General features: G+C 69.1%; 14 protein-coding genes. 13 read left to right on the top strand and 1 reads right to left on the bottom strand.

Annotation, left to right across the window (positions count from 1 at the left end; genetic code table 11):
* The first annotated feature begins 87 nt into the window (after positions 1-87).
* From C8N38_RS12710 to C8N38_RS21535, 12 genes are all read left to right on the top strand, one after another.
* Positions 88-510, top strand: a complete 423-nt coding sequence (locus tag C8N38_RS12710; protein ID WP_215731140.1) for a CidA/LrgA family protein — start codon at positions 88-90, stop codon at positions 508-510.
* Positions 485-1,207, top strand: a complete 723-nt coding sequence (locus tag C8N38_RS12705; RefSeq protein WP_108027560.1) for an LrgB family protein — start codon at positions 485-487, stop codon at positions 1,205-1,207. Before C8N38_RS12710 ends, C8N38_RS12705 begins: the two co-directional genes overlap by 26 nt.
* 478 nt (positions 1,208-1,685) lie before the next feature.
* Positions 1,686-2,810, top strand: coding sequence for an NAD(P)H-dependent glycerol-3-phosphate dehydrogenase (locus C8N38_RS12700; RefSeq protein WP_108027559.1), 1,125 nt, complete (start codon positions 1,686-1,688; stop codon positions 2,808-2,810).
* Positions 2,807-3,589, top strand: a complete 783-nt coding sequence (locus C8N38_RS12695; protein ID WP_108027558.1) for an HAD-IIB family hydrolase — start codon at positions 2,807-2,809, stop codon at positions 3,587-3,589. The genes C8N38_RS12700 and C8N38_RS12695 overlap by 4 nt, the downstream gene beginning before the upstream one ends.
* A gap of 3 nt (positions 3,590-3,592) precedes the next feature.
* Entirely contained in the window at positions 3,593-5,095 is a 1,503-nt protein-coding gene (gene ggpS, locus C8N38_RS12690; RefSeq protein WP_108027557.1) for a glucosylglycerol-phosphate synthase, read from the top strand.
* A gap of 97 nt (positions 5,096-5,192) precedes the next feature.
* Positions 5,193-5,798, top strand: coding sequence for a nicotinate (nicotinamide) nucleotide adenylyltransferase (nadD, locus tag C8N38_RS12685; RefSeq protein ID WP_108027556.1), 606 nt, complete (start codon positions 5,193-5,195; stop codon positions 5,796-5,798).
* On the top strand, positions 5,791-6,591 hold the full coding sequence (larE, locus tag C8N38_RS12680) for an ATP-dependent sacrificial sulfur transferase LarE (RefSeq protein ID WP_215731139.1): 801 nt from the start codon (positions 5,791-5,793) through the stop codon (positions 6,589-6,591). The genes nadD and larE overlap by 8 nt, the downstream gene beginning before the upstream one ends.
* Positions 6,588-7,223, top strand: a complete 636-nt coding sequence (larB, locus tag C8N38_RS12675; protein ID WP_108027554.1) for a nickel pincer cofactor biosynthesis protein LarB — start codon at positions 6,588-6,590, stop codon at positions 7,221-7,223. The genes larE and larB overlap by 4 nt, the downstream gene beginning before the upstream one ends.
* Positions 7,220-8,005 (top strand): nickel pincer cofactor biosynthesis protein LarC, encoded by a 786-nt coding sequence (gene larC, locus C8N38_RS12670; protein WP_108027553.1) that lies wholly within the window; start codon positions 7,220-7,222, stop codon positions 8,003-8,005. Before larB ends, larC begins: the two co-directional genes overlap by 4 nt.
* Before the next feature lie 129 nt (positions 8,006-8,134).
* Complete coding sequence (locus C8N38_RS12665) at positions 8,135-9,550, top strand: radical SAM/SPASM domain-containing protein (protein ID WP_146176273.1); 1,416 nt, start codon at positions 8,135-8,137, stop codon at positions 9,548-9,550.
* 4 nt (positions 9,551-9,554) lie between these two features.
* A complete protein-coding gene (locus C8N38_RS12660; RefSeq protein ID WP_158272350.1) occupies positions 9,555-10,712 on the top strand; it encodes an aldo/keto reductase in 1,158 nt (385 codons plus the stop codon).
* Entirely contained in the window at positions 10,705-11,118 is a 414-nt protein-coding gene (locus tag C8N38_RS21535; protein WP_075784544.1) for a hypothetical protein, read from the top strand. Before C8N38_RS12660 ends, C8N38_RS21535 begins: the two co-directional genes overlap by 8 nt.
* A 9-nt stretch (positions 11,119-11,127) precedes the next feature.
* Here the strand turns inward: C8N38_RS21535 and C8N38_RS12655 are convergent, their stop codons facing one another.
* Positions 11,128-12,354, bottom strand: coding sequence for a S41 family peptidase (locus C8N38_RS12655; RefSeq protein WP_158272349.1), 1,227 nt, complete (start codon positions 12,352-12,354; stop codon positions 11,128-11,130).
* 130 nt (positions 12,355-12,484) lie between these two features.
* On the opposite strand from C8N38_RS12655, the gene C8N38_RS21155 reads away from it, so the two are divergent.
* The gene (locus tag C8N38_RS21155) at positions 12,485-12,940 is read left to right on the top strand and encodes a hypothetical protein (protein ID WP_146176272.1); all 456 of its coding nucleotides are present in this window, start codon (positions 12,485-12,487) and stop codon (positions 12,938-12,940) included.
* Positions 12,941-13,123 lie beyond the last annotated feature (183 nt).

Raw genomic sequence — 13,123 nt, 5'->3', positions numbered from 1 at the left:
GTCAAACAAGTCATTTGAAGAATGCGGCATCTTGCCCACATGAACCCCTTGCGGGACGTTTCCCGCGCGTCTTCAGGAGTAGAGATCGTGACCGCCCATGCCCTTGCCCGACAGCTTCGCATCGCCCTGCGCCGGAGCCGCCTGGTGCAGATCGGCCTTCTGGTCGGCTTCTGGCTGGCCGGCGAGGCGGTGGTGCGGCTGACCGGGCTGCCGCTTCCGGGCGGGTTGGTCGGGATGGCGGCGGCGCTGGCGCTGCTGGGCTCGGGACTGGTGCGGGCGGGCACGCTGCGGCGGGGCGCGAACTGGTTCCTGGCCGAGATGCTGCTTTTCTTCGTGCCGGCCGTTCTGGCGGTGCTGAACCACCGCGAATTCCTGGGACTTCTGGGGCTTCAGATCCTGCTGATCATCGTTCTGGGTACGCTTGCGGTCATGGCGGTCACCGCATTGACGGTCGAGCTGTGCTGCCGCTGGGGGATCGGGGGGCATGGACAGCCTTCTGCACTGGACTGAGCAGCTTCTGCCGGTCGCCGGCTGGACGGCGCTGACGGTGGGGTTCTATCTGCTGGCCAAACGGGTCTACCGGCGCTGGTCGCGCTGGTGGCTGATGCCGCTGGCGGTGGCGCCCGCGCTGTTGATGATCGCGGTGCTGGCGCTGCATGAAAGCTATCGCGACTATATCCGCGGCGCGGGCTGGCTGATGCTGATGCTGGGCCCGGCGACCGTGGCTTTCGCGGTGCCGATCTACGAACAGCGCGCGCTGATCCGGCGCTATTGGCCGGTGCTGCTGGTCGGCATGGTCGCGGGCAGCGCGACGGCGGTGGCGGTCAGCTGGGGGCTGGCAAGCCTGTTCGGGCTGGACGAAAGCTTGCGGCTGAGCCTTCTGCCCCGGTCGATCAGCACGCCCTTCGCGATGGAGGTTTCGGCCGATATCGGCGGGTTGCCCGATCTGACGGCCGTCTTCGTGGTGATGACCGGTGTGCTGGGCGCGGCGCTGGGCGATGTGGTGCTGGCCTGGCTGCCGGTGCGCTCGGCCCTGGCGCGGGGCGCGCTTCTGGGGGTTGCTGCCCATGGCGCGGGCACCGCCCGGGCGCATCAGATCGGTCCGGTCGAGGGCTCGGTTGCGGGACTCGTCATGGTGCTGGTCGGTCTGCTGAATGTCTGCCTCGCGCCGCTGCTGGTCTCGGCCGCCCGGTTGGCCGCCGGATGAAACGGCCTGACGGGTCAAAAATGCTTAGCATTCGGAATGGTTCGTGGGGCGAATGAAGGTCCACCGATGCTGGCCTTCGGCGGTCGCGCGGCGGGCGGAAGGGCGGCGAGGCCAAGGGACAGGTGGCTCGCCTCCCGCCGAAATCTACGGATTTTGCCTTCCAGAACTGCAGACCCGACTGGACTGGCCGAAGGGCGCAAAAACCGGTCGCGGTGCATATTTCGTGAGCAGAACGAAGAAGGGCGCCCTCGATTTCGCTTCGCATTGATGCTGCGGTGCGGCGAATGCTTGATTTGACGAAGTAACGGCATAGCTTTGGCTGGCGCGTATCGCCGCGCTTGCGGCCCGTATCCTTCCCGTATCGCAACGGCATCGATAGGGCGGCCGCGCGCAGGCGTACCGCGGGCCGGCCCGGAGGCGGCTTTCAACGCTTTCCCGGGCCCGTCCTTCCGACAGATGGCAGGGAGTCCGACCAGACATGAAAGACATCGCATCCGGGGACCGGCAATCCTCTCCGTTCGGGACGGTCGCCGTGCTGGGCGCCGGGTCCTGGGGCACGGCGCTGGCGCGCGTACTGTCCCGCAACGGTCGTGCAGTGCGGCTTTGGGCGCGGCGCCCGGCGCTGGCGCAGGAGATCGCCGCCACCGGCCGGAATTCGCAATATCTGCCGGGCATCGAGCTGGGCGAGACGTTGCACGCGACCGCCTCGCTGGCCGAGGCGTTGGACGGGGCCGAGGCGGTGCTGATGGTCACGCCGTCGGCGACGCTGCGCGAGATGTGCCGGGCCGCGGCGCCGCATATGCCGCCGGGCATCCCGATTGCGCTTTGCGCCAAGGGGATCGAGCTTGGATCGGGGCTTCTTCTGTCCGAGGTCGCGGCGCAGGAATTGCCGGGCCATCCGATCGGCGCGATTTCGGGGCCGACCTTCGCGCGCGAGACCGCGCTGGGCCACCCGACCGCGGCGACCGTGGCCTTTCCCTTCACCTATGCCGACCGGCTGGCGCCCCAGTCCAGCGCGGCGGCGCGGATGGCGATGTCGGTCGGGGGCCACGGCTTCCGGCCCTATGTCTCGGACGATCTGGTGGGCGTCGAGGTCGGCGGCGCGGTCAAGAACGTGATCGCCATCGCCTGCGGGATGATGTCGGGCGCGGGCTTTGCCGAAAACACCCGCGCGGCCCTGATTGCCCGCGGCGTCGACGAGATGAAGGCGCTGGCCGAGGCCCTGGGCGGGCAGCGCGAGACCGTGACCGGGCTGTCGGGCGCGGGCGATCTGACGCTGACCTGTTCCTCGACCACCTCGCGCAACATGGCGCTGGGCACCCAGCTTGGCGAGGGCATCGCGCGCGCCGATTGTTTCGGCGGCCGCCCGGTCGTGGTCGAGGGCGAGGTCAATGCCCGCTCGGTCATCGATCTGGCACGGCAGATCGAGGTGCCGATGCCGATCTGCGAGACGGTCAATGCCGTGCTGCACGAGGGGGCCGATCTCGAGCGCAGCTTCTCGGCGCTCTGGACCCGGCCGATCGAGGCCGAGCCGCGCGCCCTGACGCTGTCGCTCGACCATCCCGCCCCGACCGTTCCCCTGCCTTTCGGAGTGTCCTCATGAACCTTGCCACCGCCCCCCATCCGCCGCTGTCGGACCGCCGCTTCGTGCTGGCAACCGATCTGGACGGCACCTTCCTTGGCGGGACCGAGGCCGAGCGGCAACGCCTTTACGACTGGATCGAGGCCAACCGCGCCAGCGTGGGACTGATCTTCGTCACCGGGCGCGACCCGGAATTCATCATGGAGATGTGCGCCGAGAACGGCCTGCCCTGGCCCGAATACGTGGTCGGCGATGTCGGTACCTCGATTGCCGAGGTTCATCCCGGCGAGGCGATCCGGCCGATCCCGGCGCTGGAAGAGGATATCTCGCGGCGCTGGGATGACAGCGGCGCGCGTGTGCGCGCGGCGCTTGACGGCCATCCGGGGCTGACGCTGCAACCCACCGAGTTCCGCTACCGCGTCAGCTTCGACATGGACCCCGAGACCTACGACCCTTCGGCCGAGGCGAAGGTCGAGGCGATGGGGCTCGACTGGCTGATCTCGGCCGACTGCTATTTCGACGTGCTGCCCAAGGGCGTGTCCAAGGGGCCGTCCCTGCGCCGGCTGGTCGCGCATCTGGCCATCCCCGAGGGCCGGGTGCTGGCCGCGGGCGATACGCTGAACGACCTGTCGATGCTGGAATGCGGTCTCAACGCCGTTGCCGTCGGCAATTCCGAACCCGCCCTGGTCGAGCGGGTCCGCGACCTCGACCATCTGCACATCGCCCGGGCGCATGGCGCCGCAGGCATCATGGAGGCCATCGCCGCTTTCGATCTTCACACTTTGCCCAAAGGAGCCTGACCCATGCCATCGGATCTTGTCATCGTCTATCACCGCCAGCCCTACGAGGAGGTGGAGGAAGACGGAAAGATCGTCCTGCGAGAGAACAAGAGCCCGAACGGCATCGTGCCGACCCTGAAAAGCTTCTTCGGTCGGTTCGAGAAAGGCGCCTGGATCGCCTGGAAACAGGCCGAAGACCCGGCCAATCCCGATTTCGAGCGGGTGATCGAGGTCGACGACGCTTTCGGCAAGTACACGGTCTCGCGGCTGCCGCTGACGGCCGAACAGGTCAGCAGCTTTTATCACGTCACCTCGAAAGAGGCCTTCTGGCCGATCCTGCATTCCTTCAAGGAGCGCTACAATTACGACCCCGTCGACTGGCCGACCTTTCGCGAGGTGAACTGGGCCTTCGCCGAGGCCGCCGCCGCCGAGGCCGCCGAGGGCGCGGTGGTCTGGGTACATGACTACAATCTGTGGCTGGTGCCTGGCTATCTGCGGACCCTGCGCCCCGACGTGAAGATCAGCTTCTTCCACCACACGCCGTTTCCGGCGGCCGACACGTTCAACGTGCTGCCCTGGCGCAAGGAGATCCTGCAAAGCCTGCTGGCCTGCGACGTGGTGGGCTTTCACATCCCGCGCTATGTGGCGAATTTCGTCTCGGCCGCGCGCAGCCTTCTCGATGTCGAGGTGACGGCGCGCCAGAAGGTCGAGCCCGAATTCGCCGCCGAAGTGACCGCGCTTTCCGAACGCAGCGTGCCGACCGAACTGGTCTATGAAGACCGGCGGGTGGCGGTGCAGGCCTCGCCCGTCGGGGTCGATGCCGATTACATCGACGCGGTCGCGCGGCGCGAGGAAACCGCCCGCCGTGCGGAAGAGATCCGCGCGGAAATGGGCGGCGCCAAGCTTCTGCTGTCGGTCGGGCGCACCGATTACACCAAGGGCGGGATCGACCAGCTGCTGAGCTATGAACGCCTGCTGGAGGCCCAGCCCGATCTGCGCGGCAAGATCCGGCTGATGCATGTCTCGGTGCCCGCGAACCGCAACATGACCGTCTACGAGAATATCCAGAACGAGCTGGAACAGATGGCGGGGCGGATCAACGGCCGTTTCGGCAGCCTCGACTGGCAACCCATCGTTCTGATTTCGCGCGCGATCCCGTTCGAGGATCTGGTGGCCTATTACCGCGCCGCCGATGTCGCCTGGATCACGCCGCTTGCCGACGGGATGAACCTGGTCTGCAAGGAATTCTGCGCCGCGCGGGTCGATGGCGACGGGGTGCTGGTCTTGTCGGAATTCGCCGGCGCCGCGGTCGAGATGGGGGCGGCGCTGCTGACCAACCCGTTCTCGCACCGCTCGATGGACAGCGCCATCGCCCAGGCGCTGGACATGCCGACGGCCGAACGCCGCGACCGCATGGCGGCGCTTCGCGATGTGGTGCATCGCCACGACGTCCGGTTCTGGGCCAACCATCAGATGGAGGCGCTGTCCGGTCCGACGCTGGGCGCGGCCGCCTTGCCCGCCGCGTGATCTTTTCCTGACGCAGCGGAACCTTGCGGGGCGACAGGACGCCCCGCCTCTGCTACCATGAGCCAGCGGAAGACGGGCTTTCGGTGGGGAGGGTGCGGTGCGCGTCGCTTTGTTCGGCGGAAGCTTCGATCCGGTTCACGAGGGGCATCTGGCGGCGGCGGTGCTGGCCCGGCAGGCGCTTGACCTGGACCGCGTCATCTTGATCCCCGCAGGCTCGACCGCCACGCGGCCCGGCCCCAAGGCGCAGGCCGTCGCCTCGGCGGCGCATCGGCTTGCGATGCTGCGGCTGCTGTGCGAGGGCCGTCCCTGGCTTGAGGTCAGCGATGCCGAATGCCGCCCTGGCGCTTCGCCCTTTGCCGTCGATACCCTGGCGCTGTTTCACAGGACGCTTCCGGCGGGCACTGACATCGTTCTGCTGATCGGCAGCGACAAGCTGGCCCTGTTGCCGCGCTGGCACGGTATCGACGCGATCCGGGCCTCTGCGCGTATCGTTGCGCTGGACCGGCCCGGTCATCCGCTCGACGCGGCGCCGCCCTGGGTCGAGCGGCTTGGCGGACCCTTGCCCGACCTCTCGTCGACCCAGATCCGCGCGCGTCTGGCGGCGGGCGGACCGCTTGACGGGCTCTGCCCCTCGGCGGTGATCTCTTATCTGATGACAGAGCAGCCCTATGCCCGGCCCGGCCCCGCAGCCCGCTTTGCCTGAGCGGCTTAGCGCCGTGCTGGCAGGACTGCCCTTGCGGGCGGTGGCCTGCAGCGGCGGCATCGACAGCCTGCTTCTGGCCACGCTTGCCCATCGGCAGGCGCCCAAAGCCACGCGCATCGTGCATGCCGTCAGCCCCGCCGTACCCGCCGCCGCCACCGCCCGGGTCCGCGCACAGGCCGGGGCCGAGGGCTGGGCGCTGGATCTGGTCGATGCGGGCGAGTTTTCCGATCCCGACTATCTGGCCAACCCGGTCGACCGCTGTTTCTTCTGCAAGCAGCGGCTTTATTCCACCTTGCGGCAGGTGACGGCCGCCGTCGACGGGCCGGTCGCGATCCTTTCGGGCACCAATGCCGACGATCTGGGCGAGTATCGCCCAGGCTTGCGCGCCGCCGAGGCGCTGGGGGTGCGGCACCCCTATGTCGAGGCGGGGATCGACAAGGCGCGCATCCGCGGCATGGCGCGTGCGCTGGGGCTTTCCTTCGCCGATCTGCCCGCCTCGCCCTGCCTGGCCAGCCGACTGTACACCGGGCTTGCGGTCACGCCCGAACGGCTGCGCGCGGTCGAGCGGGCCGAGGACCGGCTGCGGGCCGAAACGGGGCTTTCGGTGCTGCGCTGCCGCCGCCGGGGGGATCTGATGCTGATCGAGGTCGAGGCGGGCGAGGGCGCGCGGATCGGTCCCGGGCTGATCGCCTGTGTTGCCGCCGAGGCTCGCGCCATCGACCCGGGCATCCGTGAGCTGAGGCTCGATCCGCGGCCCTATGCGCCGGGCCGGGCGTTTCGCGGGGCGCGATGAGGGTGCGGCTCGATCACGACCGGCCGCGCCGGATCGGCCAGCCCGAGGCGATCCTCTGCGAGGGCAAGGCGCTGGCCGATCTCGACGCGATCCTCGGGGCGCTGCAGGGCCGGCCCACGCTTCTGACCCGGCTGGCGCCCGAGCGTCATGCCGCGCTTGCCGCCCCGCCCAAGGATTACGACCCGGCCTCGCGCACCGCCATCGTCAATGGCTGTCTGCCTGCGCGGACGGGTAGGGTGCGGGTGGTGACGGCGGGCACCGGCGACCTGCCGGTGGCGCTGGAGGCGCTGCGCACGCTCCGCTTCGGCGGGCTTTCGCCGGACCTGATCGCCGATATCGGCGTGGCCGGGCTCTGGCGGCTGGAGGAACAGATCGAGAGCATCCGCGACAGCGATGCGGTGGTCGTGGTGGCGGGCATGGACGGGGCGCTGGTGTCGGTGATCGGCGGGCTGGTGGGCGTGCCGGTGATCGGGGTGCCGACCTCGGTCGGCTATGGCGCGGCAGAGGGCGGGCGCACGGCGCTGAACGCGATGCTGGCCAGCTGCGCCCAGGGGGTGCTGGTGTGCAATATCGACAACGGCTTCGGCGCGGCCTCGGCGGTGCTTCGGATCCTTGAGGCACGGGCACGGTGAGCGGGGTTCTGGTGATCCGGACGCCTTCGGGGCTGAGCGGCGACATGCTGCTGGCGGGGCTGGCGGTGATGGCGGGTCAGGCGGCCGATATCGGCTCGGTTCTGGCCGCGACCGGTCTGCCGCTGCCGCACGGCGCGGTCGAGATCCGGCCGCATGCCTTGCAGGGCATCTCGGGCTGGCAGGCGCGGGTCCGGCTGCCGCATGAACATGCCCATCGCCATCTGGGCGACATCCTGGCGTTGATCGAGGCGAGCCGTCTCGCGACCCCGGCGAAGGCGGTCGCGGCGCGGGCCTTCACGCTTCTGGCCGAGGCCGAGGGGGCGGTTCATGGCTGCCCGCCCGGGAAGATCGCGTTTCACGAGGTCGGCGCGCTCGATTCGATCCTCGACACCTGCCTCGCGGCCGAGCTTCTGGTCCGGATCGCGCCTGACCGGCTGGTCTGCAGCCCTCTGCCGCTGTGCGACGGGACGGTCCGCTGTGCCCATGGCCTGTTGCCGACGCCCGCGCCTGCGGTGCAGGAGCTTCTGCGCGGGGTGCCGGTCTGCGGCCTTGCCTCGATCGGCGAGACCGTGACCCCGACCGCCATCGCCTTCCTGCGCGCAGCCGGTTTCGTCTTCGGCGACTGGCCCGAAATGGTGATTCGACAGACCGCCCGGATCTATGGCGGGCGGGTGCTGCCGGGGGTGCCGAACGGCGCGCTTTTCGCGCTGGGCGATGCGGTCCCGGCCCCCGCGAAACACCGGCCGCACGATCCCGCCGGGCCCGACAGCGAGTCATCTTGACTTAGCGTCAAGTGCCACGCATAATAATGAAATTAAAGGCAATTTGTTTCTGTCCTCTGCGTTTGCCGAGCCTGGCAGTGCGTGCCGAGTGGCGTTTGTTCCCGAAAGTCATTGACCCCGAGGTGTGCGATGCCCGTTACCGCCACGACTGCGCCCGCGTCCGCAGGCGAAAGCCACAAGACCCCCTCTGCCACGCCGCTTTCCCAGACAGACTACCTGATGCCGGTCGAGGTGCATGTCTTTGCCCGCGACGGCCAGCACTATGCCTTCGATTGCCGGTCCTACGCGATCTTCAAGCTCGACCGGGCGGCGGCGCTGGTTCTCGAGCGCGCGGCGCGGCTGAGCTTGCCCGGGATCGTCGAGGATCTGGCGGGCGAGGTGCCCGAGGCCGAGATCCGCGCCCATTACCTGCGCTTCCTCGAGATGCTGGTGGCGGGCGAGTTGTCCTGCGAGCCGGTGCCGAGGCCCGGCCGGCCGCCCTTCAAGAACCTCGTCCTGATGTTGGCGGGCGGCTGCAACATGGGGTGCAGCTACTGCTTCGAAAAGGACGTGCCGATCTACCAGAAGCCCAACGTCATGACCCGCGACCGGGCCGACGAGGTTCTGGACTGGTTCTTCCGCCATCAGGAAGGGCCGAAGGCGCATGTGCAGCTTTACGGCGGCGAGCCGCTGCTGAACTGGGAGGTGCTGACCCATGTCGTCGAGCGGATCGACGCCTGGGCCGCGCGCGAGGGCAAGGACCTGAGCAAGTACCTGATCACCAACGGCACGCTGCTGAACGAAGAGAGGGTGGGCTTTCTGGTCGATCACGGGGTGACGGTGCAGGTCAGCGTCGATGGCGACCGCCGCACCCATGACCGGTTCCGGACCTTCAAGAACGGCCGTCCGACCATGCCCGCGATCCTGCCCAATATCAAAAGGCTGGCCGAGAAGGGGGCGGATTTCAACCTGCGCGCGGTGCTGACCCGGGCCAACAAGGACCCCGATGCCGTGACCCGCGGGCTGAGCGCGCTGGGCGGCGAGAGGGTCTCGTTCGAGGTGGTGGCGACCGACGCCCGCGAGGCGCAGTTCGACGAGGCCGACTGGGAAGAATTCCTGGCCCATTACGACCGCTATCTTGGCCGCGCCTTCGAGACCTGGACCGGCCTGCCCGACGAAATGAAGGGCACGATCCTCAAGATCCTGCGCCAGCAGCGCGTGGTTTATGGCTGCGGCGCGGGCGTGTCCGAGGTGACGGTGGCGCCCGATGGCAACATCTACGAATGCCAGCGGATCTATCGCGATCCCTATTCCAACATCGCCGAGAACAGGGGGCCGACCGAGCTTGACAGCCGCTTCCTGACCATGGTCGACGACCGCCCGGTCTGCCGGGACTGCTGGGCGCGGTATCTTTGCGGCGGCGGTTGCCTGCATCAGTCGCAGACCGGGCACGGTTCGGACGACCCGCTTCCGCATTATTGCCGGATGAAACATGCGCTGGTCGAGGCGGCCATCGTCCGGATCGACCAGATCCGCAGCGTCGCGGCCCGGGCCGTCGAGGCCTGAGGCCATGGCGCTGGCTCTCGACAGACGCCCGCTGGGCAAGACCGGGATCGAGGTCTCGGCGATGGGGATCGGGTCGAGCCCGTTCCGCCATGGGGCCGCGGCCGACTGGGCCGGGCTTCTGGAAGAGGCCTATGACTGCGGCATCACCTATTACGACACCGCCCGCAGCTACGTGAACGGCGAGGCGGTGATCGCCCATCTGCCGCCCCGCGTGCGCGACGGGCTGACCATCGCCACCAAGACCGGCGCGCGGGGCGGGCCGCATTGCCTGCGCGATCTGCAGACCTCGCTTCGGACCATGGGCCGGGACCATATCGACCTCTGGATGACGCACATGGTCGAGACCATGCGCGAGTATGAGCTTTGCACCGATCTGGGCGGGTTCTGCGATGTGGCGGTCGCGGCCCGGACGGCGGGTCTGGTGCGCGCCACCGGCGCCTCGTTCCATGCCCCGACCGAGGTCATCCTGCGCGCCATCGAGGAGCGCGCCTTCGATGTGGTGATGTTTCCCTTCAACGTGCTTGGCCGCGAGACGGTGTTCGGCTCGCCCATTTCCGACTATCGCGACCGGCTGTTGCCGGCGGCGCGCGCCAACGGCGTGGGCGTCGTGGTGATGAAGGTGCTGGCGGGCGGCGAGATGAAGCATGGCGCCCCCCGGCTCGGGTTTCTGGCCGATCCCGCCACGGGGCAGGACACGCTGTCGGGGGCGATCCGCTATGCACTGATGCAGCCCGGCATCGCGACCGCCGTGCTTGGCATGGCCAACCGGACCGAACTGCGCCGGAACCTCGCCGCCGGGATCGGCGTCGGGCCGGACCCCGAGGCCTGCCGGACGCTCGAGGCCCGGGTGGCGGCGGCCTCTCCCGGCGAATGCACCCGCTGTGCCGCCTGTCTGGACGTCTGCCCCGAGGGGATCGAGATCCCCAAGGTGTTTCGCCTGCTCGATCAGGACCGCTTCTTCGGCATGACCGGGATCGCGCGGTTCAAATATGCCCGGATGCAGCCCGATGCCTCGGCCTGTGCGCGCTGCGGAAAATGCGCCGAGGTCTGCCCCGAGGATTTCGATATCGCCCGCCTGCTGCAGCTTGCGCATGTGCGGTTGACCCAAGCCACCCGTCCAGCCGGTTCCAGACAGACAGAGGAGGAAAATACGCATGGCTGACGAAGTCCAGGGCTTCAAGAAGGTGACTGCAGAGCAGTTACCCGAGGAGCAGAAGAAGAAGCTCCGCAACGCGCTCCAGCAGGAGCTGGCGGAGGCGATGATCAAGACCATCCGCGCCGAGCCGCCCCAGGTGGATCTGAGCGAGATCGAAGTGATCCTCAAACCCGGGCAACGGATCGAGGAATGGGACGTGCTCGCCAGTTGCGGCACCTGCGGGACCTGCGGGACCTGTGGCACCTGCGGCACGTGCGGGACGGCGGCGCTGACCGACGACATTCCGATCAATATCGCCCGCGAGCTTGGGGTGCTGCTGCCCAAGCCGCAGGTCGATCTGTTGCGGCTCCATTCCGACATGGAGAAGATGAACTCGATGATCCTGACGCTGGCCAATCGCCGGCAGAAATAGCGGCGCGGATCAGTCGAATGAGGCGAGCGCCGCGTCCAGAACCGGATCGCGGCCCTCGCGCAGATCGAAGGCCCCGGGCGCGGCCTCGATGTCGGGGACCAGCCCCGCGCCCTCGATCGGCGCCTCGGTGCCGGGCCGCGCATAGCGGGCCACGGGCACGAAGACCCCCAGAAGCGACCGCGGCAGGCGGAACTCGACCGGATCGCCCACGGCGCCGCCGCTTGGGCTGCCGACAAGAACCGTGCCGGGCAGGGCGGCAAGGGCTGCCACACAGATCTCGGCGGTCGAGGCGGTGCCCGCGTCGATCAGCAGCCGGAGCCGGGCGGGCTGGGGCGTGGCTGTGGGCGCGAGGATCAGATCCTCGAACCGCCCGAGCTGTCCGCCATAAGGGGCGGGATGGGCGTGACGCATCCAGACCAGCGGCGCGCCGGTCAGCCTTGCTGCCAGCATGCGGGCCTGTTCGTCGCGCCCGCCGCCATTGCCGCGCAGGTCGATCACCAGCCGGTCGCAGCCCGCAAGCCCGGCAAAGGCGGCGTCGAGCTGGCGCGCCATCTCGGCATCGCTGATCTGACCCGTCCGGTCGCGGCAGGCGAAGCTGCGCATCGCGATCAGCCCGGTCCGGTCGTCAATCCGCCGGGCGCGTACGGCAGGCGGCGGCGGGGCGGCGGGGTCCTGCACGCGCCAGTCGGGCGCAAACGTCAGATCGCGTCTGCGGGCATCGGTCAGGCTCAGGCGTCGGGGCAGGGGGGACTCGCCCGGCAGGCAGTCGCGGTGCGAGAGGCTTTGCAGGGCAAAAAGGTACCTCTGCCGGGGCGTCGAGCCGGGGCGCAGCCGGAGGGACGCCAGAACCTTTTCGGCCGGGACGCCGTCGATGGCGGTCAGGAGATCGCCGACAGAGGCCGCCCGATAGGCCGAAATCGCAGGATCGGCCCAGAGAAGCACCGGGCCCTCGGGGGTGGGGGCGAAAACCAGACCCGACAGCCAGCCGGTCTCGGCCCCCATCACGCTGGGGGCCAGTCTCAGGTGACAATCGCCCAGCGCCCAGAGCCCGTCGCGAAGCGCCCGCGCCCCGGCCCAGAGATCGCCTGCGGGGTCGACTGTGCGCAGCACCGAAAAGACGGCCGCCGGGTTGGCGCCGTCAGAATCGGCATGACGGTCGCGGCCGGCCCACCAAAGTGTGATCGTCTCTTCGAGAAAATCCAGATCGGCCAGCCAGTCGGATCGCAGATAGGACACGTCCGGCCCCTCCTGCCCGAACGGCGTTGCCCCCATGATGCGGCGGCGGCTCGGTCCGGTCCAGCCGAAATGCCGCAACGTTTCGCCCGGTGCCGCCAGGGGGGCGGCAATTGCAAAAGAAGCGGTGCTGTTGACAGGGCAGCGTGAGGGGCGCCGCTTAACCCGACTGGCCGACGGCATCGAGCCGGACAGACCGAGCGCTCCGGCCCCGCCTGCCACCGCGCTCGACCCCCGCGAGGCGCTGGGTCGGACCGAGGCCTCCCGGTCCCTTGCGGCGCGCGCGCTTTTCGAGGCGATGGCCAACCGGGGCAGCGACGCCGCCCGCGCCGAACTGGCCCAGATCGCGCTGATCTTTGACCCCGAAGGCGATGCCGACACCCTGTCCGAGGCGATCTCGGGCTTGGTCTCGTCGGTGCATGGGCCAGACAGTCCAGCGCCGGTCTTGGCGTTTTACGAGCCCTTTGCCGATACCGCGCTGCCGGTCCGCTGGTCGGCCGGGGCCGAGACCGTCGAGGCGGTCGAGATGGTGCCGGGCGCGCCGGGTGGGAGGCCATGGGGCTGGCGGTGCCGCTGGCCATCGGGCTGAACGGGGCGCGGACGCTGGCCGCCGTCGGCCGGGGGGGCACCCGGGGCCGAGGCGCCGGGCTGGGGCTGGGACTGGGGCGGCTATGACGAGGACAGTTCGGCGCGCTGGCGATGGCGGCAGCGATGCTCTGGACCCGGTCGCGGGCCGGCCGCGCTGACCGAGAGCCCCGCGCAGGACGCCGTG

The organism is Rhodovulum kholense (assembly GCF_003053725.1).
Classification (GTDB): Bacteria; Pseudomonadota; Alphaproteobacteria; order Rhodobacterales; family Rhodobacteraceae; genus Rhodovulum; species Rhodovulum kholense.
The sequence above is the reverse complement of the archived record's forward strand: the minus strand, read 5'-3'. Positions and strand labels throughout refer to the sequence as shown.

What these genes read in the sequence shown, in the direction of transcription:
- C8N38_RS12660 (WP_158272350.1), top strand. Translation starts at nt 9,555, where the DNA reads ATGGCGCTGGCTCTCGACAGACGCCCGCTGGGCAAGACCGGGATCGAG.
- C8N38_RS12700 (WP_108027559.1), top strand. Translation starts at nt 1,686, where the DNA reads ATGAAAGACATCGCATCCGGGGACCGGCAATCCTCTCCGTTCGGGACG.
- C8N38_RS12665 (WP_146176273.1), top strand. Translation starts at nt 8,135, where the DNA reads ATGCCCGTTACCGCCACGACTGCGCCCGCGTCCGCAGGCGAAAGCCAC.
- C8N38_RS21535 (WP_075784544.1), top strand. Translation starts at nt 10,705, where the DNA reads ATGGCTGACGAAGTCCAGGGCTTCAAGAAGGTGACTGCAGAGCAGTTA.
- ggpS (WP_108027557.1), top strand. Translation starts at nt 3,593, where the DNA reads ATGCCATCGGATCTTGTCATCGTCTATCACCGCCAGCCCTACGAGGAG.
- C8N38_RS12705 (WP_108027560.1), top strand. Translation starts at nt 485, where the DNA reads ATGGACAGCCTTCTGCACTGGACTGAGCAGCTTCTGCCGGTCGCCGGC.
- C8N38_RS12695 (WP_108027558.1), top strand. Translation starts at nt 2,807, where the DNA reads ATGAACCTTGCCACCGCCCCCCATCCGCCGCTGTCGGACCGCCGCTTC.
- larB (WP_108027554.1), top strand. Translation starts at nt 6,588, where the DNA reads ATGAGGGTGCGGCTCGATCACGACCGGCCGCGCCGGATCGGCCAGCCC.